This window comes from Brachyspira alvinipulli ATCC 51933, from assembly GCF_000518245.1.
Classification (GTDB): Bacteria; Spirochaetota; Brachyspiria; order Brachyspirales; family Brachyspiraceae; genus Brachyspira; species Brachyspira alvinipulli.
Genome location: NZ_KI912403.1, coordinates 494948 through 519839, shown reverse-complemented (window position 1 = coordinate 519839; position 24892 = coordinate 494948). Strand labels below are relative to the sequence as shown.

24 protein-coding genes are annotated in these 24892 nt (G+C 26.8%); 11 read left to right on the top strand and 13 right to left on the bottom strand.

The genetic code is table 11. The features are described from left to right. Nucleotides 1–6 precede the first annotated feature (6 nt). The 6 genes from T324_RS0109870 to T324_RS0109845 form a co-directional block, all read right to left on the bottom strand. Nucleotides 7–1002: a glycosyltransferase gene (locus tag T324_RS0109870; RefSeq protein ID WP_028330102.1), complete on the bottom strand. Its 996-nt coding sequence runs from the start codon at nucleotides 1000–1002 to the stop codon at nucleotides 7–9. After that, complete coding sequence (galT, locus tag T324_RS0109865; protein WP_028330101.1) at nucleotides 1003–1977, bottom strand: galactose-1-phosphate uridylyltransferase; 975 nt, start codon at nucleotides 1975–1977, stop codon at nucleotides 1003–1005. Between the two features lie 117 nt (nucleotides 1978–2094). After that, nucleotides 2095–3144, bottom strand: a complete 1050-nt coding sequence (locus T324_RS0109860; RefSeq protein WP_028330100.1) for a hypothetical protein — start codon at nucleotides 3142–3144, stop codon at nucleotides 2095–2097. 80 nt (nucleotides 3145–3224) lie between these two features. Further along, complete coding sequence (locus T324_RS0109855) at nucleotides 3225–4217, bottom strand: alpha-1,2-fucosyltransferase (protein WP_028330099.1); 993 nt, start codon at nucleotides 4215–4217, stop codon at nucleotides 3225–3227. A gap of 44 nt (nucleotides 4218–4261) precedes the next feature. Beyond that, nucleotides 4262–5122, bottom strand: a complete 861-nt coding sequence (locus tag T324_RS0109850) for an aldo/keto reductase (protein WP_038375179.1) — start codon at nucleotides 5120–5122, stop codon at nucleotides 4262–4264. A 30-nt stretch (nucleotides 5123–5152) separates the two neighbouring features. Beyond that, nucleotides 5153–6190, bottom strand: a complete 1038-nt coding sequence (locus T324_RS0109845) for a mechanosensitive ion channel family protein (protein ID WP_028330097.1) — start codon at nucleotides 6188–6190, stop codon at nucleotides 5153–5155. Between the two features lie 166 nt (nucleotides 6191–6356). Between T324_RS0109845 and T324_RS0109840 the strand changes: the two genes are divergently transcribed. Next, on the top strand, nucleotides 6357–7112 hold the full coding sequence (locus T324_RS0109840) for a hypothetical protein (protein ID WP_028330096.1): 756 nt from the start codon (nucleotides 6357–6359) through the stop codon (nucleotides 7110–7112). A gap of 59 nt (nucleotides 7113–7171) precedes the next feature. On the opposite strand, the gene T324_RS0109835 is transcribed toward T324_RS0109840, so the two are convergent. Together T324_RS0109835 and ppdK are read right to left on the bottom strand one after the other, a co-directional pair. Beyond that, nucleotides 7172–7999 (bottom strand): histidinol-phosphatase, encoded by an 828-nt coding sequence (locus tag T324_RS0109835; protein ID WP_028330095.1) that lies wholly within the window; start codon nucleotides 7997–7999, stop codon nucleotides 7172–7174. A 106-nt stretch (nucleotides 8000–8105) separates the two neighbouring features. Further along, on the bottom strand, nucleotides 8106–11084 hold the full coding sequence (ppdK, locus tag T324_RS0109830) for a pyruvate, phosphate dikinase (RefSeq protein WP_028330094.1): 2979 nt from the start codon (nucleotides 11082–11084) through the stop codon (nucleotides 8106–8108). A gap of 211 nt (nucleotides 11085–11295) precedes the next feature. Here ppdK and T324_RS0109825 point away from each other — a divergent pair, with 211 nt between their 5' ends. Then, nucleotides 11296–11943, top strand: coding sequence for a hypothetical protein (locus T324_RS0109825; RefSeq protein WP_028330093.1), 648 nt, complete (start codon nucleotides 11296–11298; stop codon nucleotides 11941–11943). 73 nt (nucleotides 11944–12016) lie between these two features. Next, a complete protein-coding gene (locus T324_RS0109820) occupies nucleotides 12017–13411 on the top strand; it encodes a sodium-dependent transporter (RefSeq protein ID WP_028330092.1) in 1395 nt (464 codons plus the stop codon). A gap of 21 nt (nucleotides 13412–13432) precedes the next feature. On the opposite strand, the gene T324_RS0109815 is transcribed toward T324_RS0109820, so the two are convergent. Genes T324_RS0109815 through T324_RS0109800 form a run of 4 tightly spaced genes read right to left on the bottom strand, consistent with a single transcriptional unit; the run spans nucleotide 13433 to nucleotide 15661 of the window. Further along, on the bottom strand, nucleotides 13433–14119 hold the full coding sequence (locus tag T324_RS0109815; RefSeq protein ID WP_028330091.1) for an ATP-binding cassette domain-containing protein: 687 nt from the start codon (nucleotides 14117–14119) through the stop codon (nucleotides 13433–13435). Continuing rightward, nucleotides 14109–14837 carry an ABC transporter permease gene (locus T324_RS0109810; RefSeq protein WP_028330090.1) on the bottom strand — a complete coding sequence of 243 codons (729 nt, stop codon included), beginning with the start codon at nucleotides 14835–14837 and terminating at the stop codon, nucleotides 14109–14111. Before T324_RS0109810 ends, T324_RS0109815 begins: the two co-directional genes overlap by 11 nt. 8 nt (nucleotides 14838–14845) lie before the next feature. Then, nucleotides 14846–15256 carry an META domain-containing protein gene (locus tag T324_RS0109805; RefSeq protein WP_028330089.1) on the bottom strand — a complete coding sequence of 137 codons (411 nt, stop codon included), beginning with the start codon at nucleotides 15254–15256 and terminating at the stop codon, nucleotides 14846–14848. A gap of 9 nt (nucleotides 15257–15265) precedes the next feature. After that, nucleotides 15266–15661, bottom strand: a complete 396-nt coding sequence (locus tag T324_RS0109800) for an META domain-containing protein (RefSeq protein ID WP_028330088.1) — start codon at nucleotides 15659–15661, stop codon at nucleotides 15266–15268. A gap of 171 nt (nucleotides 15662–15832) precedes the next feature. On the opposite strand from T324_RS0109800, the gene T324_RS0109795 reads away from it, so the two are divergent. From T324_RS0109795 to T324_RS0109785, 3 genes are read left to right on the top strand one after another with little or no spacing between them, the layout of a single operon-like run. Beyond that, complete coding sequence (locus tag T324_RS0109795) at nucleotides 15833–16699, top strand: metal ABC transporter substrate-binding protein (RefSeq protein ID WP_028330087.1); 867 nt, start codon at nucleotides 15833–15835, stop codon at nucleotides 16697–16699. Nucleotides 16700–16704: 5 nt separating this feature from the next. Continuing rightward, nucleotides 16705–17466, top strand: a complete 762-nt coding sequence (locus T324_RS0109790; protein WP_028330086.1) for a metal ABC transporter ATP-binding protein — start codon at nucleotides 16705–16707, stop codon at nucleotides 17464–17466. A gap of 9 nt (nucleotides 17467–17475) precedes the next feature. Next, the gene (locus T324_RS0109785; protein WP_028330085.1) at nucleotides 17476–18285 is read left to right on the top strand and encodes a metal ABC transporter permease; all 810 of its coding nucleotides are present in this window, start codon (nucleotides 17476–17478) and stop codon (nucleotides 18283–18285) included. A gap of 29 nt (nucleotides 18286–18314) precedes the next feature. Here T324_RS0109785 and T324_RS0109780 read toward each other — a convergent pair whose 3' ends face one another. After that, nucleotides 18315–19148 carry a class I SAM-dependent methyltransferase gene (locus T324_RS0109780; RefSeq protein WP_028330084.1) on the bottom strand — a complete coding sequence of 278 codons (834 nt, stop codon included), beginning with the start codon at nucleotides 19146–19148 and terminating at the stop codon, nucleotides 18315–18317. Nucleotides 19149–19835: 687 nt separating this feature from the next. Here T324_RS0109780 and T324_RS0109775 point away from each other — a divergent pair. The 5 genes from T324_RS0109775 (at nucleotide 19836) to T324_RS0109755 (ending at nucleotide 24869) form a co-directional block, all read left to right on the top strand. Continuing rightward, on the top strand, nucleotides 19836–20594 hold the full coding sequence (locus tag T324_RS0109775) for an outer membrane beta-barrel protein (protein WP_028330083.1): 759 nt from the start codon (nucleotides 19836–19838) through the stop codon (nucleotides 20592–20594). 152 nt (nucleotides 20595–20746) lie between these two features. After that, nucleotides 20747–21550, top strand: a complete 804-nt coding sequence (locus tag T324_RS0109770) for a Cof-type HAD-IIB family hydrolase (RefSeq protein WP_028330082.1) — start codon at nucleotides 20747–20749, stop codon at nucleotides 21548–21550. Between the two features lie 18 nt (nucleotides 21551–21568). After that, nucleotides 21569–22354 (top strand): Cof-type HAD-IIB family hydrolase, encoded by a 786-nt coding sequence (locus tag T324_RS0109765; RefSeq protein WP_028330081.1) that lies wholly within the window; start codon nucleotides 21569–21571, stop codon nucleotides 22352–22354. Nucleotides 22355–22450: 96 nt separating this feature from the next. Beyond that, entirely contained in the window at nucleotides 22451–23737 is a 1287-nt protein-coding gene (locus T324_RS0109760; RefSeq protein ID WP_028330080.1) for a glucose-1-phosphate adenylyltransferase, read from the top strand. 100 nt (nucleotides 23738–23837) lie between these two features. Next, nucleotides 23838–24869, top strand: coding sequence for an RluA family pseudouridine synthase (locus tag T324_RS0109755; protein WP_028330079.1), 1032 nt, complete (start codon nucleotides 23838–23840; stop codon nucleotides 24867–24869). The last annotated feature ends 23 nt before the right edge of the window (nucleotides 24870–24892 follow it).

The window sequence follows — 24892 nt, the reverse complement described above, 5'->3', positions numbered from 1 at the left end:
TTTATATTATTCAAAAGATTTATGCTTTTTTATAGAAAATTTTGCTATTCTTTGAAATCCGCTGATAATTCTAATTAAACAATAGAAAAATCCTAGTCCATAAAAGAAATGCGTAATAAAAAACATAAATGGGTAAATAAATATTCCTCTTATTTTATTTTTTATTCCGGAGTCTTTTAATGATGTTATTATTCCTGCTAATAATGTTATAATAAAATAAATAATAAATGGTATAAAATATAAAGCTATCATCAAATTATTTGTATGTAAATACAAAAATAATACAAATGGGATTGATATTATATATGTAGAAAAAAAAGAAGGTAATGTGAATATCAAATTTTTTTTATTAAAATCCCTAAATAACTGCTCAAATCTACCTCTTCCATAGTTAAGAAGCATTTTTATATATGATTTTAAATTTTCTCTTGGAGGTCTTTGAACTATTATACTAGGATCATATATTAATTTATATCCTAAAGAAAGTATTTTATCTATTAATGCATTTTCTTCATTAGGGTATAAACTTTCATTAAAGAGCCCTGCTTCAATTAGCACATCTCGTCTTATAAAGAGATTGCAAAGTATAACATCTTTATCTGTACCTTCTTTTGAGTCTGATTTATCAATACTATATCTATTTGCTATGGGACCTACAGCGTAATAAGAACGCATACAATTATCTATGTACATTTCTGTAGTTGAGTTTACCTTATGAATTGCAGGTCCTCCTACTATTGCAACATTTTTATCTTTTTCAAATATTTCTACTGCTTTCTTTATGTTGTCAGAGTTTACAATAGAGTCATTGTCTATAAAATAGATTACATCACCGGAAGATTGTTTGATACATTCATTTCTTTGAACTGTAGGATGAGTACCTTCAGCTTGGAAAATTTCTATATTTTCTATAGGGTAATTAGATAGATATACCCCTTCTAATGTATGTTGTATATTTTCACCAATTCTATGAGGAATAATGATTGTAATTTTTAGCGACACTTACATTCCCATAAGCCTAATGTAGGCAGTTCTTAATTGAGCAGCCATTTCTTCCGGGCTAGTAGGGTTGCAAGGAGCCCAAGCACCTGTTTCAGAAGAAGCGTTAAATTTCTGTTTTTCTTTACTTCTCATAGGCGGAAAAAATTCTATATGATAATTCCATATATCATTGTAATTAAAACCATCATTTACAGGAGCACTATACATACACATCATATAAGGAAATTTCATATCAAATAATAAATCTAATGTTGAAGTAGCCTTTTTTAAAGCATCTGCAAGAGATACGCATTCCTCTTTATTAAAATCTGTAATAGAAATTGTTTGTTTTTTAGGCATTATCATTATACCATAAGGATATTCTGTAGCAAAAGGTAAGAAACATATAAAATGATCATTTTCAAATACTATTCTTCTGCTGTCATCTAATTCCTGCTTTATCATATCCATAAATAAATTTCTGCAATTAACATTATAGTAGCTTGCCGCCATTTCTATTTTTCTTTTTATTCTTAAAGGTATCCAACTATAACCATATATCTGTCCATGAGGATGCGGCATTGTAACACCTACAACTTCTCCTTTATTTTCAAAAGGCATTATATATTTTATTTTTTTATTTTCTGCTATAGCTTTCATTCTTTCCTGCCATAAAGCAACAAGTTTAGCAATATGATCAACAGGAAGTTCAGGTAATGTTTTTGTATGGTCTGGAGAATATAATATAACCTCGCATTTACCAATGGCAGGAGCTGTTTTAAATAATTTACCATTATCTACTGAATCAGGATAAGGAGGCTCAAAAGATAAAGCCGGAAAATCATTGTCATATTTATGAACATCATAATTATCTGGAACTTTACCGCTGCCTGGACAAAACGGACAATAGTTTTGAGGCATCTGTGGTCGAGATTGTCTATGACTTGCTATCATAACATAATCTCCTAATAATGGATTGTAACGCAATTCTGCCATACTAAATTCTCCTTATCATAGCTGTATTTTATCTGTCTCTAATTATATACTTTTTTTTATAATAAACAATACAAAAATATATATGTAATATAAAAAATATAATATGAGTAAGTAGAATTAAATATTTTGGAAAGGATTTATATATTTACTCATTTGATTTATAGTGAATTCTATAGTATCTTTATTCTTTTTTATTCCTGATATTAACTCTCTTTTAAGTTTTATCATAGATAATTTTATTAAAAGATCCAATAATAAATTGTTACATACTATATAATTAAATTTATTAAAGTCTTTATTTTCAGTAAAATATATTATTATTAACTGTTTTAAGTTTATTTTAATATATTTCCTAAAAATTTCTCTTTTTTCAGATGATGAAATAAGCCAAGAAATTTTTTTTATCGATTTTCCACATGTTATATCTATAATAAAGTCGTATATATCTTTTTTATCACGCATAAATAATATTGGATACTTATAATCTTTGGAATCAAATTCATAAGATGTTATGACTTTTAATTCATATATCTTAGAAAGTATAGAAAATACACTTTGATCATGTCTGTTTTCTATAAAACCTTCAAAATTAGGTATTTTTGATGGGCTATCGTCCACTAATGAGAAATCATCATAAAAAACTTGAAGCCACTTTTTTACAAAATCGATATTTTTCTCTGTTTTTTCTAAAATAAAAAAAGTAGCAGGTCTTTGACAAGTATCTGTTATATTTTTATCATCTAATTTATTAAAATAATTAAATAAATCAGATTTTGTGAATGTTTTTTCTTTTGCACCTAAAATGGCACACATATTATTATTTTCAATAACAGTGTCTAAATATTCATAGAATCTATTTATACCGTTTTTACTTAAATGACATCCTATATCAGCATATACTAATATATCCCCATATTCAATATTTTCTAAAGTTTTTGATACAATAAAAGGTTTCCAACACCAATACCCAAAACCTCTAATATTAGCATTTAACTTACTTTTCAATATATTATCAAATTGCTGGTCTTTAGGCAGTGTATATTCATTGTATAGAAATATGTTATCAAAAATATTAAATTCATTTGCTTGTTTTAAAAATCTTAAAGATGTAGGATAAAGGTTGAAACTAAAAAAAGAAAGTAAATATATTTTTTTGTTTTTATACATGTAAAAACCATATAGTTTTTTATAATCAATTATTCTACTATATATAAATTTATTTTTCAATTATATTTTGAAAATAATTTTTAAATATTATCAATATTTTTTATATAATAGTATCTCATATTCTCAGGAGATATTAAAATCTTATTTTTATTTTTATTAAAACAATAAGCAAAATATCCAAATGAACCATTAGAAGCTATTTGATGTTTAGCATTCATCATTAAATATAAATCAATATATCCAGCATCATTATCATTTTCTTCCACAACTATATATTCATATTTTGTTGGTAAATTATTCAATATATTTTTTTTAACATATTTTGAATCATCTGAAAAGAAGAAAAATTTAGGTATATTAGGAGATAATTTTTCTATTATATTTTTAACTGAATCAATATAATAATGATCATCTAAAAAGCCGTATACTTTAAAATCTCCTCTTCTAATATGTATTGATACAGAATTATTATTTTTTATATCCTCCAATATAAGTTTATTTTTTTCATTTAGTTTATTATATAAATATTTGTCAAAATTTAGCCTTTCTAAAATGGTGTTTTTTATTTCAAAAAAACAATTTCTGTCATCTGGTGTTCCAGATAAATACAATTTTTTATTATTTTCTATTAGATTAGAAAAATCATAAAGTGGGGGTAAATCAATTTCAAAGCAGCTTTTATATATATTTATTTCATCATCTGTAGCTATTTCAAAATCTAAATCTGGAAAAATATTTAAAAGATCAAAGTTTCTATTTAATTTTTTAGAATCATCTAAGCCATCATACTTATACCAATTTAAATCATATTTTACTTTTTTATTATATTTTATTTCTATGTATTTTCCTAATATATATTTTCTTATTTGACCACATAATCCTCCTCCAACCCATAAAATTATTAAATCATTTTCTGTATGGTTGTTTAAATTATGTATATTAATAAGATATTCAGTTCTATAGTAACTTTTCACACTTTTTTGTAAAATATCTCTTATTGTATTTCTATATTGTTTTGAAGGTATAATACAAACTAATTTATCTATTAAGTTGTTATAATCATAATAATTCACAAAAATGCTCCAAATATAATCTCAAATTGCTAAGGTATATGATTTTATACTATATCCAAAGGCGTTTTTTTATTAGGTGCTGGAAATTCTTTATTTAAAATATCTATATCTTCATCACTAAGTATAATATTCTGCGACTCTATATTTTCTAATGTATGTTTTTTATTAGAACTTTTAGGTATTGGTATTCTGTTTTCAAAAGTTGAAATAAAAGCAAGTGCTATCTGAGCAGGGGAGGCATTATATTTTTTTGCTACACTTATAAGAACATTATTTTTGAGTATATCTTTTCCTAATCTTCCTGCTTGAGCTAAAGGACAATATGCGATCAAAGCAATATTATTTTTTTGCATATAAGGAGCTAAATCAAAGTCTACACCTCTTGATCCTAAATGATATAATACTTGATTAGCAGTGCATTTATCACCGTCTTTTACAGCTTTCAATTCTTTCATATCATCTTTATCAAAATTTGAAACTCCCCAATCTTTTATAAGTCCGTCTTTTTTAGCTTTTTCCATACATTCAACTGTCTCGCTTAGAGGTACTCTGCCTCTCCAATGAAGCAAATACATATCTAAATAATTTAGATTTAAACGTTTTAAAGAAGATTCTAAACTGTTAAATATATTATCTTTTCCTGCATTATGCGGATAAACTTTTGATATTATATAGAGCTCTTCTCTTTTATATTCAATTTTTTTTAAAGTATCTCCAACTAATCTTTCAGTTTCTCCATTTCCATACATTTCTGCAGTATCAATTAATCTTATGCCATTTTGTAAAGCAAAAACTATTGTATCTATTTCTTTTTCTCTGGTTTCTTCTTTTTCTCCCATACCCCAAGTACCAATTCCAAATTTAGGCATAATATTTGATGACTTTAATCGATAATAATTTTCCATATAATTATTTCCTTTAATAATTTTTTAGTATCATTCTTTGCTCATATAAATTGTTCTTGAAGGGAAGGCAAAGTTTATTCCTAATTTATTAAACTCATCTACTAATTTATAATTTACATCTTCTACTATTCTTACATATTCTGCATAATCTGATATTGTAACATGATATATAACCTCAAAATTAAGAGAAGAATCAGCAAATTCTATAAATCTGGCACTATAAAATTCAGTATTTTCTGTACTTTCTATAATTTTTTTTACTACATCAGGTATTATTTTTAGTTTTTCTAATGGTGTTGAATATTCAACTCCTATCATCATATATTTTCTTCTTTTTTCTAAAACTCTATAATTCTGTATTCTGGAAGCAAGCAAATTAGTATTTGATATTAAAAGCTGCTCTCCAGTGTTTCTTCTAATACGTGTTGATTTTACCCCTATATATTCTACAGTTCCTAAATCCTGATCTATTTGAATATAATCACCTTTTAAAAATGGCTTATCAAATACTATTACAAAGTAGTTGAATAAGTCAGCTATTATACTTTGTGCCGCAAATGCTACTGCAACACCTCCTACACCAAGTCCTGTAATAAAAGTATTAACATTAACACCTAAATTTGATAGTATAGTTAAAAATCCTATAATCCATACTACTACTTTTAATATAGTTATAATTCCATCAGATATTACAACATCTTTTTTTTGTGATAGATAATTGTTTGTGAAATTTGTAATAAAGTCACATATAAACATTATTATAAATATAATAATAAATACTATGATTATTTTTCCAAAATATTTACTTAAATTTTCAGGTAAATTCAAGCTTAATCTTGCCATTGCTAATGATATTAGTAATATAATAGGTCTTGTTCTTTTTTTTATACTTTTTATTAAATCTGTAATAAAAATATTTTGAAGTTTAGTATTTACTTTAACTAATATTTTAAGTAAAAATAGTAAAATTAAATTCATTGCAATCATTGCTATGGCAAATATGATTGCAAATACTATATATTGAAATAAACTATTATTCCAAAACATTGTTTCTTTTAAATATTGCATATATTCTCCAAGTATGATTTGTTTAATTAATTATATACTAATTATAATTTTTTTAAATATATAATTATTATTTAAATACAATGAATATATATGTTTATAAAAATTATTTTGACATAAAATTAATAATATATTAATATATACCAAATTAAAAACAAAAGGGAAAGACGTGAAAAAAATATTTATTATTTTAGCTATTGCTGTTTTAGCATCTGCATGCGGTGGACAAAAAACAGAAACATCTACAGGAACTACTTCAGCTGCTGATACTAATGCATTAGGAACTATAACCATAGATTTTCAAGCTATAGTTGGAGATACTAACAATGCTTCAATAAGCACTAATTCATATTTGAAAATTACAGGTTCTTATGGTGATATAGATGGTAAAATAGATACTGCTACAGGTACTTCTATGCCTACAAGAACTCCAGATCTATTAAATAAATACAGATCAACAGATAACAATGTATTGAATAATAGAATGGAAGTTAGTATGGGACAATTTTTATTATTTGGTACTGCCAATGCTGCTAGATATATAGATGATGGTTTGTCTGATTCAGGTATTGCTCAAAGAACAGTTGATGGTACTACTGGTCCTAAAGTAACAGGAACTGGAATAACAAAAGGCGATGATGGTGTAATAACTATTAGATTTGTTCATGCAGGAGGAAAAACAGTTGAACCATATATTTTTGAAATGAAATCAGATAGCAGTGGAATTTTCAAAATTGGCGGCGGTACAGAGAACTTTAAAAGAAGTGAAGCTGTTGCTACAAATGATTTTGATTTCAATACAGATGCTGCTTCTTTGATAGTTGATAAAGCTAAAGATGGTGTTCCTTATTGGCAAGGAGATTTACAAGCTACTTATGAAAATAATATAATAAAAATTACTGGTACTTTAACAGAGACTAAATAATTTTTATTAAATAATAATATAAGCATAGGATATAAAAATATTCCTATGCTTTTTATTTTTTAACTGTTTATATTTATGTCTTGAAATTTATTGTCTATTAACATTTTTATAGATTTTACTCCTAATTTTTTCAACTCTTCTATAGCTTCAATATAACAATGATCTATATTGCATGCATTATGAGCATCTGAGTTTATGGTTAATGGTATGTTTTTATTTAATAGTTTTTTTATGGTATTTTTATTAGGGTAATGAGCATCTAAATAGTTTTTGTTCATAATTTTAGTATTTACTTCAACAATATTTCCATTTTTAGCAATAACTTCTATTACTTCATCAACTTTTTTTGTATACCAATCTTCTTCTTCCGTAAAATATTCTTTATTTAAATTATATTTTCTTACCAAATCCAAATGTCCTATGATATCAGGTTTTTGAGTTTCTATCATTTTTATTACATTATCATAGTATCTATAAATAACTTCTTTTAAATTACCAAAATGGTTTATTGCTTCATTAAAAGTTTCTCTGGACATATCTATAGGAAAATAATTATTATCATCATTAATATAATGCACAGATCCTATTCTATAATCAAGTCCCATTTCTTTATCAGTTTTTTTATTTAAATTAGAATAGTAATCTCCTTCTATACCAATATAAATTTGTATTTTATCTTTATATATGTTTTTATATTTTTTTAAATCTTCTAAATATTTTATGGTATTTTCTTCCGACATTGAGCAGGTATCTTTATTGAAATGAGAATGTCCTGAAAAACCTAAACTTATGAACTTTTTATCTATAGCTTGTATTATATTTTCTTCTATGGTACTTTTTCCATCACAATATATAGTATGAGTATGTAAATTAGATATATATTTCATTTAATCCTCTTTTTAATTTTTTTAATATTATATTATGATTTAAAATAAAAAAATAGGGCTTACATAAATATGTAAACCCTATGTTATTTTTTATATAAATATTTTATTACTTTTTCTTGCCTGTAGTTTTAGAAGCTGTCTTTTTAGCAGGGGCTTTTTTAACAGTTGCTTTTTTAGCAGAAGATTTAGGTTCTACTTTAGCAGCAGTTTTTTTAGCTGGAGCTGATTTAGCAGCTGGTTTTTTGGCAGCTGATGCTTTTTTAGCTGGTTTAGATTTTATAGCACCTTGAGCAGCAGCAAGTCTTGCTATAGGTACTCTATAAGAAGAACAGCTTACATAATCTAATCCTATATCATGGCAGAACATAACTGTAGAAGGATCTCCTCCATGCTCACCACAAATACCAATAGTAAGTTTTTTGTTAGCAGCTCTTCCTTTAGTAACAGCTATTCTTAAAAGCTCTCCTATACCTTCCTGATCTAATGATTGGAAAGGATCTTTTTCGTATATTTCTTTATCAACATAGTCTTTTAAGAATTTACCTGCATCATCTCTTGAGAAACCGCCTCCCATTTGAGTTAAGTCATTAGTACCAAATGAGAAGAATTCAGCTTCTGTGGCAATCTTATCAGCAACTAATGCAGCTCTAGGAACTTCTATCATAGTACCTACTTTATAAGCAACTTTAGAACCTTCTTTTTCAAATACTTCATCAGCTATTTTGATAATTCTTTCTTTTATCATTTTTAACTCTTTTAAAGTACCAACAAGAGGAATCATTATTTCAGGGTGAACATCAACACCGCTTTTCTTAACTTTAACAGCAGCTTCAATAATAGCTCTAGCTTGCATATCATATATTTCAGGATAAGTAATACCAAGACGACATCCTCTGTGACCAAGCATTGGGTTAAATTCATGTAAAGAATCTCTAATGGCTTTTAATTTATCGAAAGAAACATTCATTTCACTTGAAAGCTCTTGTAATTGAGAATCTTCATGAGGAATAAACTCATGCAAAGGTGGATCTAAAAGTCTTACTGTTACAGGATATCCATTCATAGCAGTAAATATTCCGATAAAGTCTTCTCTTTGCATAGGAAGTATATTATCTAAAGCATCATCATAAAGTTTTCTAGGTTCTCTATATAAAGGTTCTAGTTCTTCTATAGTTTTTTTATCGCCGATTTTTTCAGCAGCCTCTATTTTTTCTTTTAATTGCTTAACTTCTTCAGCAACAAGTATAAGCTGTCTTACACTCTTAATTCTGTCAGCATTGAAGAACATGTGTTCAGTACGGCATAAACCTATACCTTCAGCACCGAAACTTCTAGCAATGCTTGCATCATGAGGAGTATCAGCATTAGTATGTACTTCTAATTTTCTAATAGAATCAGCCCATTCCATAAGTTTTTTGAAGTCTTCAGACATCTCAGCTTCTTTAGTTGCTACTTTACCAAGCATAACTTCTCCAGTAGAACCATCTATAGAGATATAATCACCTTCATTAACTGTTTCTTCTCCAACTTTCATACATTTGTTAGAATAGTCAATTTCTAAAGCGCTACATCCAGCAACACAGCATTTACCCATACCGCGAGCAACAACTGCAGCATGTGAAGTAGAACCGCCTCTAGCAGTTAATATACCCTCAGCAGCATTCATACCTTTGATATCTTCAGGGCTAGTTTCTATACGAACAAGTACAACCTGTTCTCCAGCTTCTTTCATAGCTTCAGCTCTGTCAGCAGCAAATACTACTTTACCAACAGCAGCTCCAGGAGAAGCATTTAATCCTTTAGCAAGAACTTTAGCACCTTTTTTAGCACTAGGATCGAACATTGGGTGAAGTAATTGATCTAAATCAGAAGGATTTACTCTCATTATAGCTTCTTCTTTAGAAATTATTTTAGCTTCAGCAAGTTCAACAGCTATTCTTACAGCAGCAGCAGCAGTTCTTTTACCATTACGTGTTTGAAGCATATAAAGTTTGCCTTCTTGTATAGTAAATTCCATATCCTGCATATCGCTGTAATGTTTTTCTAATTGGTTTTTATAGCTTACTAATTGTTTGTATACATTAGGCATAACTTCTTCAAGAGAAGGGTATTTAGATTTTCTTTCTTCTTCGCTTATGCCATTATTTTTAGCCCATTCTATACTTCCTTCAAGTGTAATTTCCTGAGGAGTTCTAATACCAGCAACTACGTCTTCTCCTTGAGCATTGATTAGGAACTCTCCGTAGAATTTGTTTTCACCAGTAGCTGGGTTACGTGAGAAACATACTCCTGTAGCAGAAGTATCTCCCATATTACCAAATACCATAGCCTGAACGTTAACAGCAGTACCTAATAAGTTTCTTATATCATTTAATTTTCTGTATGCTTCAGCTCTAGGGTTGTTCCAACTTCTAAATACAGCATTAATAGCATGCCATAACTGTACTTTAGGATCATCTGGGAAATCTTCTCCCATTTCTCTTTTATACATGTCTTTATATTTTGCTACAACTTCTTTTAAATCTTCTACATCTAAATCAGTATCTTTTACTTCTTTTTCTGTTTTTCCTACTCTTGAAGCTATAGAATGTTTTTTCTCTTCCAAAATTTCTTCAAATTTATCATGATCTACACCCATAGCAACATCGCCGAACATTTGTATAAATCTTCTATAAGCATCCCAAGCAAATCTAGGATTATTAGTTTTCTTTATTATACCTTCTACAACATTTTCATTAATACCTAAATTAAGTATTGTATCCATCATACCAGGCATAGATATAGCAGCTCCGGAACGTACAGATACAAGCAATGGTTTTTCAGCATTTCCAAACTGCATATTCATTGCTTTTTCTAGTTTTTTAATATTTTCATCAACTAGTTTGTCTAATCCTTTAGGATATGATTTGTTTTTTGAGTAATAATCACACACTTCTGTAGTAATTGTAAAACCAGCAGGTACAGGAACTTTACTTTCTGTCATTTGGGCAAGTCCCAAGCCTTTACCCCCTAAAAGTGCTTTAGTTTCTTTTGCACCTTCAGATTTACCGTTACCAAAGAAGTAAACCATCTTTTTTGATGCCATAATAAATTCTCCTCATTGATTATAATAAAATATTTACATAAAATAAAAAATATACTACTTTATATAGTATAATGCTATTTTTGTTATTGTCAATTTTCTAACATGAAAATACATAATTTTTTTTGCTTTTGAGTCTAATTAATTTATAACATAAATACAATATTTAAATTTTTTTAATATATTGTATAATATGATTTGAAAGGTTTTTTATATGTTTAAAAAAAGAAAATCATTTATTACTATATTAGCTATATTATTATTAATAGTTTTGAATTCTTATGGGGCAATAGTTATATCAACTGCCAAAAAAACAGAACCTCCAAAAGTTGAAGTAGAGGTAGAATCTAAACCTGAACCTGAAGTTCCTAAAGGAATTCCTACTCCTGAAACCAATAAAACAAAATATCAATATATTGTAACAGATAGAGGAAAATTATTGGTAGTACCTCATGCTATTTTGTTTACATCAAATAGCAGTTATTTAGATTTAAATAAATATGATGATACTATAAATTATGTGAGCAGTTTATCTCAAGATACTAACATTATGAATATAATTATAGAGGGACATATATCTTATAATGAAAATCAGTTTTTAGAAAATAAAAAGGATGATATATTGTTTCTTTATAATAGAAAAACTATAGAAGATTTATCATATAAGAGATGCGAAACAGTATATTTTAATATGAAATCATCTAATTTATCTAAATTTACAAATTATGCTCTAAAGGATTCATTAAATATATATACAAATAATGAAGAAAACAGAAGAGTTAATTTTATTTTAATAGAAAACACTAATGATATAAATATATATACTAATTATATAAACAATTTGAAAATTTCTAATAATTAAATATTCTAAATATTATTTTTATATTTTTTAATTATTATTAATTATTATTTAAAATAAATTATAGGTATGTGATATGCATAATAACGATAGAGAAAAACTTTCAAGCAGATTAGGATTTTTATTAGTTTCAGCAGGATGTGCTATAGGCTTAGGTAATGTATGGAGATTTCCTTATATTACAGGAAAGTACGGCGGTGCTCTTTTTGTGCTTCTTTATTTGATATCCCTTGTAATATTGGGGCTTCCTATACTTGTAATGGAATTTTCTGTAGGAAGAGCAGGTAAAAGAGATTTAGCAGGTTCTTATAGAGCTTTGCAGAAAAAAGGATATAAATGGCATATAGTAGGATATATACAATTATTTGGATGCGTACTTCTTATGATGTTTTATACTACTATAGCAGGATGGTGTTTATCATATTGTTATTTTATGGCTATGGGAAAACTTCAAGGTCTTAATCCTCAGCAGGTAGGGGAGTTTTTTAATTCTGTTTTAGCTTCTCCTTCTACTTTAATATTATGGATGACTATAACTGTTGTAATAGCAACATTTGTATGTATGATGGGTCTTGAAAATGGAGTTGAAAAGGTTACTAAAGTTATGATGACGCTTCTTTTATTAGTTCTTTTTGTTCTTATAATAAGAGCTGTAACATTGCCTAATGCCAAAGAAGGTCTTAAATTTTATTTGCTTCCTGATTTGGATAAAATGTTCAGCGGAGGTATTAAAGGGTTTTTCTCCGTTGCCTATGCTGCTATAGGACAGTCATTCTTTACTTTGAGTCTTGGAATAGGAGCTATGACCATATTTGGAAGCTATATAGATAAAACATATTCTCTTACGGGAGAATCTGTAATGGTTATGGGGCTTGATACTTTAATAGCATTTTTATCAGGTCTTGTTATATTTCCTACAACATTTTCTTTTGGGATTAATCCAGGTGAAGGAGCAGGATTAGTATTTTTGACTTTACCTAATATATTTAATTCTATGGTTTTAGGAAGATTATGGGGAGCATTATTCTTTTTATTCTTATCAATGGCGGCATTAACAACTATAATAGCAGTATTTGAAAATATTATTGCATTTACTATGTCTGAAACTAAAATGCCCCGTAAAAAAACTACTATAATAGTTGCTGTAAGCATATTTATATTAAGTTTGCCTACAGCTTTAGGATTCAATATACTATCATTTATAAAACCTCTTGGAGAGGGCAGCACAATAGCTGACGGACTTGATTTTTTAGTAAGTAATAATTTTCTTCCAATCGGAGGTATAATTATACTTATATTCTGTACAAGAGAATTCGGCTGGGGATGGGATAATTTTATTAAAGAAGCAGATATAGGAAAGGGTATCAAGTTTCCTAAATGGGCTAGATTTTATGTAACTTATATTTTGCCTTTTATAGTGTTGGCTATATTTGTTATAGACTATATTAATAGATTTTTTATTAATAAATAGTAATAATATTGCTTAATATATTTAATTATTAATTAATATATTTGTAAGTGATGATTGTAATTCCAATTTATTATTTAACTCATTCTCTTCTATATGGGTATTAAATATTAATTTAGTGCTGTTATTTTGGTTTGATAATATGTATATATAATCTCCTAGTATAACAGCTTCTGATACATCATGCGTAACATAAAAAAATGTTTTATTTGTTTTTAATTGTATTTGCTTGATTATATCAAGAAGTTCTTTTTTTCTTTTTATATCTTGTCCTTGAAGTGGCTCATCCATTAGTATAAAACTTGAATCATAAGCTAAAGCTCTTGCCAATGATAATCTTTGCTTCATTCCGCCGCTGAGTTCTTCTGGTTTCGAGTATATATTTTTTTCAAGTCCGACTATCTCTAATGATGATATTATTTTTTTCTCTCTTTCTTTTTTATCTTTTATTTTATCTTTTAAAATGTATTCTATATTTTTATAGGAATTGAAAAAATTTAATAATCTAGGTTCCTGATATACGAATGCCTGATCTTTTTTGTCTATTTTTGATGATATTATATTTAAAAGAGAAGTTTTACCGCATCCTGATGAACCTAATATTATATTTATTTTATTTAAATGAAATTCTATACTGAAATTTTGAAATATTATTAAATCATTATATGATAGATTTATATTTTCTAATTTAAATATATTATTATCTGTCATTGTTAATCCTTATAACAATTTCAAATATTCCATTAAATATAACAGCTATAAGACAATATGCAAACAATGAAATAGTATCTAAATATAAATGAGATTCATATAATTTTGTTCCTATACCTAGAGTTGGAATTGCAAGTATTTCTGCAGCTAATATGCTTTTCCAAGTTATACCCATAGATTGAGATATCCCAGTTAATATGTATGGTTTTATAAATGGTATATATAGATTGATTATTTGAGTTTTTAAAGATACATTGTAAGATAAAGACATATCTATTAAATTTTTATCGACATTGATTATTCCATTGCATACCGAATCATACATTATTGGAAATATTACAAGCATAGATACAAATATAGGAACTGTATTATTATCAAACCATATTACAGCAACTAATATTAATGGTATAGTTGGTATTGTACGTATAAAATTTATTATAGGCATTAATATATATCTAATATTTTTGAATATGCCTGATATTATTCCAAAAACTAATGCTAATAAAAATGACAATGCAAATGTTATTAATACTCTTGCCATACTGGAGATTAAATCTTTATAAAATGATTTTTCTGATACTATTTCTAATAATTTTTTTAATATGCTTTGTATATTTGGGAATATTATTTCTGAATTAATTTTTATAGAAATAAAAGACCATAATGCAATAAATATAATTATACCTATTATAAAATATATGATTTTTTTATTTTTCATTTTTTATATTATTTTATTCTTTTAAACTCTAGTCTTTCATCATCTAATGTTATTATTGTTAGGGTATTGCTTGTAAGTTCTATTGATGAGGCTTTGCTTAATAATTCTATATATTGCTTTTCTATTTCAACTGCTTCAGATGTTCCACCCATTTTTGTTACAGCCATATTTTTTAATATTATTATGTTTCCTCTTCTCATTTCATATTCGCCTAGATACGTATTGAATCCGCTGTATCCATAAAACTCTTCATTATAAAAGGATATTGTTATGCCTCTTCCTTCAAACATATTAGTAAGCTGGAATGTTTTTCCATTAAGCGTACTTGTAGATATAGCTATTGATTTGCTGGTTGAAGTACATGAAATTATAAGGAATATAATAATAAATAATGCTGATGCTATAACTTTTCTTATCATTACAATACTCTAAATCTCTTCAAAAATTAAATTTTCACTTGATAACAATGTATATATTATTAGATTTTTACCGCTAATCTTATATGAAGTGGCTGATTTAAGCATTTCAAGGTATTTTTTTTCAGCACTATTTTCTTCGTCAGAGCCTAACTTTCTTGTTGTTACTATAGACAGTACATTGAAAATATCTCCGTCAATCATATATGAAGATGAATAATTATTTACAGCAGAAAATCCAGAAATTGTATCTGATGTGAATTCTATAGTAATATTCATCTCTGGGTACATGCTTACAAGTTTGTATTTCTTGCCATGAAGATTATTTTCATGTGATTGAGCTATTGGTGCTGTAGCACATGAAACTATGAATACCGCAGCAGCTAAAAATCCTACAATATATTTCATAATTATCCTAATAATATAATACTATTAATATTTTCGGTAAAAAGTTCTTATATTTAATAATGTATTTTCATATATTATTAAAATGTTAGTATAATAAAACAGATTGAAATTTGATTATTAAAGTATTATAATATTAAAATTATAATACTTTAATAAAGGATTTTATACAATATGAAAAAAATTCTAACAATCATAATTAGTGCATTTTTAATTATTAGTTGTAATAGTAATACTACAAATAATAATATAGCTAATAAAGCAGATAATAAAATTCAAGTATATGCAAGTATATATCCTATTTATGATTTTGCTAAAAAGATAGGCGGAGAAAAAGCAGATATTTATAATATGACTTCTGCTGGTGCAGAGCCTCATGATTTTGAAATAACTTCTAAAGATATGGCGAATTTAACTAAGGCTAATCTTTTTATATATAATGGCGGAGGTATGGAGCATTGGGTTGATACTGTTAAAAATAGTATAAAAGATATCAAATATGTTGAAGCTTCTTCTGGAATTATTAATGAAGAATCTGACCCTCATTTTTGGCTTTCTCCAATTAAAGCAAAAAAACAAATGGAAAATATAAAAAATGCCTTTATAGAAGCAGATTCTGCCAATGCTGATTATTATAATTCTAATTACAATATATATGCAATACGTTTAGATGAATTGGATAATACTTTTAGAAATTATTTATCCAATGTTAAAAATACTAATTTGGTTGTAACTCATCCTGCATTCGGTCATTTTTGCAAAGAATATTCTTTAAATCAGGTTGCCATTGCAAGAGATGAGGCAGATCCTAAAGCCATGTCTGAAACAATATCTTTCATAAAAAATAATAATATAAAAGCTATATTCTATGAAGATTTTTCAAGTTCCAGATTAGTAGATTCTATAGCTAAAGAGTCAGGAGCTAAAATATATACATTAAATCCTATAGAGTCTTTAAGTGAAGAATATATTAATGCGGGAGAGGATTATTTTTCTATAATGGAAAAAAACTTTTTATCTTTAACTAATGGACTTAATTAAAATATATGAGTAAAGTTGTAGAATTTAAAAATGTGCATTTTGGATATACATCAGTTGATATACTAAGATGTGTAAGTTTTGATATTAACAGCGGAGATTTTGTATCCATAATAGGTTCAAACGGAGCTGGAAAAAGTACTATATTAAAACTTATTTTAGGAGAGCTTCATCAATATAGAGGAAGTATAAAACTATATGAAGAGGATATAAGTAAATTTAAAGATTGGAGAAAGGTAGGATATTTAGAGCAGAATGCATATTCTAAAATTGCAAATTTTCCAGCTACAGTTTATGAAATAGTAATGTCGAATAATTTTGCTGATATTGGTTTATTTAAATTTCCAAATAAGAAGCATAAAGATAAAGTTATGAATGTATTACAGCTTTTGGGTATGGATAAATATAAAGACAGAATGATATCTAAACTTTCCGGCGGACAAATACAGAGAGTTTTTTTAGCCAGAACTTTAATATCTAATCCTAATTTACTTGTTCTTGATGAGCCTACAAACGGAGTGGATGCGGAAACTATAGATTTAATATATAATATACTGCAGGACTTAAATAAAAATGAAAAAGTATCTATAGTAATGGTTACGCATGATGTGGAAAGAGTATCAAAAATATCAAATAGAATATTTTGTTTTGAAGATGGAACTTTAGTTGAGCTTGCCAAAAAACAAATAGATATAGAACTTTCTCATAAGCATAAACATCCTCATAATAATGATGTCTGTTCTTGCTGTTTTTTTAATAATATGGAGTAATATTTATAAATGGAAATATTTCAATATGATTTTATGCGTAAGGCTTTTATAGTAGGTATTATGCTTGCTGTAATTATACCTTGCATTGGAGTTGTCGTTGTATTAAAAAGGCTTTCTATGATAGGGGATGCTATATCGCATACTTCTCTTGCAGGAGTTACATTCGGTCTTGTATTTAATATAAATCCAATATTAGCTTCTATTATATTTTGTATATTGGCTGCTCTTTCTATTGAGTTTATAAGAAAAAAAATTGCTAAATATGGAGAGATGTCTATATCTATTATAATGTCATTGTCCATTGGTTTAGCTGGTATACTTTCTGGTTTTGTGTCAAATAATTCAAATTTTAATAGTTTTTTATTTGGAAGCATAGTTGCTGTAAGCGATTTTGAACTTAGATTAGTTATACTTATAAGTTTGATATCTATACTTGTTTTTATATTTTTATATAAAGAGATTTTTTATATCATATTTAATGAAAGACTTGCAAAACTTTCTGGAGTTCCTGTCAATAGAATAAACTTTATTTTTACTATACTTACAGCTGTTACAGTATCAATATCAGCAAGGGCTGTAGGTGCTTTAATTGTATCTTCAATGATGGTTGTTCCTGTTGCTTGTTCTATGCAGATAGCAGGAAGTTATAAAAAGACTATTATATATGCTGTGTTGTTTAATTTATTTTTTACTATACTTGGAATATTTATTTCTTATTATGAAGGACTTAAACCAGGTGCAACTATAGTTTTAATAAGTATAATAGCTTTTGTAATAATAATATTATTTAAGTCTTTATTCTTACATTTTAAAAAGTAAATATATTTGCTTTGTTAAAAGAATTATTTTTATTCTTTAGTTTTACCTATAATAGCCTGCTGACATATATCATTGTACCTTGTATCTCTTTTTCTTTTTTCTATAACTACAATTCCGTCATAATAGTGAATAGAGTAGGTGCTGTCAGTAAAACTATTAGGATACAGATCATCTTCTACTGTAGACCAATATGCATTAAGATAATCTATTAAATTTTTTGTGTATTCTATATATGAATTAGGATTTTTATATCCTCCTCCGAAATTAGGCCAATATGAAGTATAAACATCTTCGCATAAATAAATACCGTCATCTTTTATATGCTCATACATCTCTTCAAATGTAATTATCTGCTGATTCATTCTATGTCCGCCGTCATCTATTAATATATCTAATTTTGGAATTTGGTTTTTTACTTCTTTTAAAAAATCTCTGTCATCTTGAGAGCCTATAAATATTTTTATATTATCTTGTTCAAATTGCTTACATTTAGGATTCTTATCTATAGCATATATATTGACATTAGCTTTGCTGTTGTTGTTTCTAAAATATTCTCGCCACATCTTTACAGCACCGCCGCTTCCTACACCAATTTCCATCATATTAATATCTTTTCCTCTATATTTAGAAAAATGCCTTTCATATATATCAAAGAATGGCAGATGTTTAAAAATAGCTTCTCCTTTATTTTCTAAAAAATAATTATGTAAATCTGCTTTATCTTTATTTTCATCATTTATTAATATATCTCTTATTATTTCTAATTTTTTGTTATCTTCTTCAGTGTTTCCTTTAACTAATAAAAGGTTTTTATGTGTTTTGACTCTCAGTTTTTTTATTTCTGATTTTTTACCTTTTTTCATTCAGCTTCCTTTAGGACATATTATATGGATTTTGTATTATGGAAATCTTTATACTATAAAATAATAAATTGTCAAGTATCATATTTATAATATATTTTTTACATAATTTAATTAATCTATATAAATAAGTACAAATATAATTATATAAATTTATTTTTTATAATATATTTTATTGACATTTTTAAAATTTATTATATAGTAATCATAATTATAGTTATAATAGTATAGGAGTTATGCTGTTAATTATTTATCAGTCTATAATTTTTCTATATCTATATTATTAATTAAATATAGAACCTTACTATGTCTTTTGATAAAATCAGTGTTTCTTTTTGTGCTGCGGGTATTGTTTTTTATATTTGCAGCACGCTTTAATTTTAATTACTACTTAACATGCAATTTATTAAAAAATAATATTATGAAAGACATTATTAAATACATAATTAGTTTATAATCTTTTAGTAAATTGGGATTATTTAAATTTGAAAACTCTATTAAATTTAAAACTGAAATATTTATTTTTTAACGCTAAAATTGAACAAGGTTCATTTTTATTGCATTTTTTGTAAATTTTTTTGGTTTTTTTAAGTATTATTTTACAATAATTATAATTTTACTATTGTTAATTATATTTTTAGTGTTAAAGTATTATTATATAAAAAATATCATATTGGAGTTGAAAATATTATGAGAAAAATAATACTTTATATTTTTGCCTTTGTAGCTATAAGTGCAACATCTTTTGCTATTGACGGAGGATTTGAATTTATATTAAATGTTCCTATTGGAATGAGTGTTGGTATTTATGATTATGATTTAACTGATTATGGTGAGAATCAGGATATAATTTTGAATGGTGGTATACGTAATGTAGTTGGAAGAAATAGCGGAATAGGTTTTGATATAGGAGTAACTGCACAACTTGGTTATATGTTTAAGTTTACAGGTAATCTTGGATTGAGTGTTCTCGGTGAAATAGGTTACAGCCATGATACTTATTCTTATATTAATAAACTTAGTAAAAATATATCTGAAACATATTCCTTTGACAGTATACAGCTAGGATTGCTTCCTAAATTTAATTTTTATAATTTTGCTGTAGGTATTGGCGGAGGTGTTAAAATTCCTGTATCTGGAAATTTACATTACAAAGCAGGTTCTATTACAACTGATACAAAGATGGATTCTGATTATATGAAAAGAAATTTTAGATCTACAATAATACCATATTTGAAATTTACTTTTGATTATTCTATTTTCTTTACTGAAAAATTGGCATTTAATATAGGTCTATATTTAGGATATGATTTTGGTGTAGAACCTAATTTATATACTATTAATAATGCAGTAATGACTGGTACTAGATTAATAGTTGATGAAGTTTCTTATTCAAGTTTTGATATAGGTTTGCAGTTAGGATTTAAATTCGGACCTAGTACAAAGTAAATATAAAAGTATAAAATGATGTAAATAGAAAAGATACCTTAATTAATTTAGGGTATCTTTTTTTTATTCATAATTAGAATAATTGAAAATAATATTTTTAGATATATAATCTATACATTATAAAAATAAAAAAATATATTGAGAGTTAAATAATGATAAAAGCAGCATTTTTTGATATAGATGGCACTTTAGTAAGCTTTAATACCCATAAAATTTCTGAATTTTCTAAAGAGGCTATAAAGAAGCTTCGTGAAAAAGGTGTAAAAGTATTTGTTGCAAGCGGAAGGGCATTATTTCAAATAGATAATTTAGAAGATATTGAATTAGATGGATACATAACAGTTAATGGCGGATGCTGTTTTGTTAAAGAGGGTGAAGATTTAAAAGAAATTTTTAGGGTATCTTTCGATAAAGAAGACTTATTTTCTCTAATGAATTATGTTAAAGATGAGAAAAATAAATTTCCATGCTCTGTAGTAACAAGCAATTCTGTATATATTAATTACATAGATGATATAATTAATATGCTTTATGGTATGGCAAATGTAAAACCTCCTAAAGCTGTAGATTTTGATTCTTATATAACTAATAATTATAAGGATATATTACAGTTAAATATTTTTGTAGATGATAAAAGAGAAAAGGATATAATGAATAATGTTTTAAAAAATTCTGTAGCAAGCAGATGGCATTTTTCATTTGCTGATGTAAATCCTAAATGCAGCGGTAAAAATGTAGGTATAGATAAGATTATAGAGTATTATAATATAGATATATCAGAAACAATAGCTTTTGGAGATGGCGGTAATGACATAAGTATGATTAAGCATGCTGCTATAGGTGTTGCTATGGATAATTCTAATGATGATGTAAAAGAAGTTGCAGACTATGTAACAGATAGTGTTGATGAGGACGGTATTTATAAAGCATTGAAACATTTTAATTTAATAGATTAATTTTTTAGGATATTTAGTATGATAAAGGCAGTATTTTTTGATATAGACGGTACTTTAGTTAGTTTTAATACACATAAAGTTTCAGATTCTTCAAAAGAAGCTATGAAATTATTAAGAGAAAAAGGAATTAAACTTTTTATAGCTACAGGTAGAATAAAGACACATATAAATAATTTGGATAATTTGGAGTTTGATGGATATATAACAGCTAATGGATGCAACTGCTTTATAGGAGATAAAGAAATATATAAAAATGGAATACAAAGAGAAGAAATATATTCATTAATTAATTATCTTAAAAATGAAGAGCAGTTTCCATGTTCTGTTATGATGAACAGCGGTATATTTATAAATTATAAGACGGATGAAGTTGAAAAAGTTTCTAAATCTATAAATCTTCCAATACCGGTTGTAGATAATTATTATAACTTTTTGGAAGAGAATATTGATAATATTCTTCAAATCAATTTATTTGTATGCGAAGAAAAAGAAAAAGAATTAATGGCAAAAATATTTAAAAATTGTGAATCAAATAGATGGCACCCATTATTTACAGATGTTAATACAAAAGGCGGCGGCAAACATATAGGTATAGATAAGATTATAGAATATTATAATATAAATATATCAGAAACAATGGCTTTTGGAGATGGCGGTAATGATATAAGTATGATTAAGCATGCTGCTATAGGTGTTGCTATGGGTAATGCTAATGAAAGTGTGAAGAATATATCTGATTATGTAACAGATGATGTTGATAATGATGGCGTATACAAGGCTTTAAAACATTTCAATATAATATAAAATACTATAATTATTGATTCTTGAAAAACCCTTATTTTTTTACTATACTTAATAATATAATCATTTAGTTTTTAGAAAAATTTATTGGAGTTTTTTATGAGATCATTTAATACTGTTGCTTTGATACTCGGAGGAGGAAGAGGAACAAGGCTTTATCCATTAGTAAAAGCACGTTCCAAACCTGCTGTATCTTTAGGTGGTCAATATAGAATGATAGATATACCAGTATCTAATTGTATTAATAGTGGGTTCAGAAACATATATGTTATTACACAATTTAATAGTGCTTCTTTAAATAATCATATATATAATGCTTATAGATTTGATAACTTTTCAGGCGGGCATGTAAGTATACTTGCTGCAGAACAGACAGATACTAATATAGATTGGTATCAAGGTACTGCTGATGCGGTTAGAAAAAATTGGGAACATTTTGATAGTGAATTTGTTAACAATGTTGTGATACTTTCAGGAGACCAAGTTTACCGTATGAATTATAATGTAATGCTTCAGCATATGCTTGAGACGGGAGCAGATATAATTGTTGGAACTGTTCCTGTTGTTAGAGAAGATGCTAAGGGTTTCGGAGTAATGCTTGTTAATAAAAGAGGACAAATTACTAACTTCCATGAAAAGCCTAAGGAAGATGAAGTACTTAATTCTTTGAAATTAACAGAGGATCAAAAGAAAATGTTCAACATAGAAGATCCAAAAAAAGAATATCTTGCTTCTATGGGTATATATGTATTTAGACGTAATGTACTTAAAGAAATTTTATCTGATGGTTCTATGATAGATTTTGGTAAAGATATTATACCAGAAGCAATAAAGAAATATAAAGTGTTCAGTTATGCTTTTCAGGGATATTGGGAAGATGTAGGAACTATTAAAGCATATTTTGAAGCTAATATATCTTTTGGAAGTAAGAATCCTCCTTTTGATTTTTATGATGAAAATGCTCCTATATATACACATGTACGTTATTTGTCTCCTTCTAAAGTTGAAAAAGCTACAGTAACTTCAAGTATAATAGCTGACGGATGTAGGATTGAAAATGCTACTATAAAAGAATGTGTTATAGGTGTACGTTCTGTTGTTCAAACCGGATCTACTTTAGAAAGGGTTATTATGATGGGTAGCGACTATTATGAAGACAGTGATGATATTGAAAGACTAAATGTTAAGCATCTTCCTAAAATAGGAATCGGTAAGAAATGTACACTAAAAAACGTTATAATAGATAAGAATGTAAGAATAGGTAATGATGTTATTATCACAAATAAGAAAAAAATACAACATCAGGATAGTGAATTTTATTGTATTAGGGATGGTATAGTAATACTTCCTAAAAATACAGTAATTAAAAGTGGGACTGTAATCTAATTAGTTTGTTGGTAAGTTTGTTTGTTGTGGGCAGGGGATTAATTCTTCTGCCCATGATTATTTTTTGACAATTTTTATTATATTAGTATAATAATCATCTATGAAAAAAGCTAAGAATAAATTGCATTCAAATATTGAAGAGATGTATCAAAAATCTGTTATAAGGAAATGCCGTATAGAAGAAGATATTGATAATATTAGACTTGATAAATATATGGGAGATAGATTTTCTTATTATTCTAGAAACAAGTGGCAGGATTTAATAGGACAAGGTCTCGTATTACTTAATGGACAAAGAATAAAGTATACTAGAACCGTTAAAAAGGGTGATGAAATAACCTATCACATTATAGGGATGAAAGAGCCTGAAGTTGATAGAGATGTAACTATAATATACGATGATGGAGATTTGATAATAGCTAATAAACCTGCCAATTTACCTGTTATACCTTCTGGAAAATATTATCATAATACATTGCACACTATTGTAAAGCAAATGCTTGGATGCGATATAAATATGCTTAATAGAATTGATAGGGAAACTAGCGGATGTGTTGTGCTTTCAAGAAGTTCTAATGTAGCTTCTAAATTTTGTGCTATGATTGCTGGAAGAAAAATATTTAATGATAATAAAAAAAGACATATTAAAAAAACTTATATTGCCATAGTAGAAAATGCAGAAAATATTGAAGATAAATTTACTGTAGAAGGATATATGCTTGAAAGCGGACATAAATATTATAGGAGATTTCAAACATTACACAAAGAAAAATTAGAAGGTGCTAAATATTCAAAAACAGCATTTAAAACAGTAAAAAGAATAGGGGATTATGCTATTGTTATGGCTAGGCTTTATACAGGAAGAATGCATCAGATTAGAGTTCATCTGTATTCTAAAGGACTTTTTATGGTCGGTGATAAAATATATGGAAAATATGGGCCTAAAGTTTTTGATGATTTTATAGAAAAGAATATTATTCCAGAGGGTTTTTTTAATAGACAGGCTTTGCATGCATACAAGCTGGAATTTCCTCATCCTATTACAAATGAATATGTTAAAGTAAAAGCTCCTATTTCTAAAGACTTAAAAAAACTTATTGCAAAAATAATACAATCAAATCTTGATAATTAATGTTATTTTTATATACTTATTTG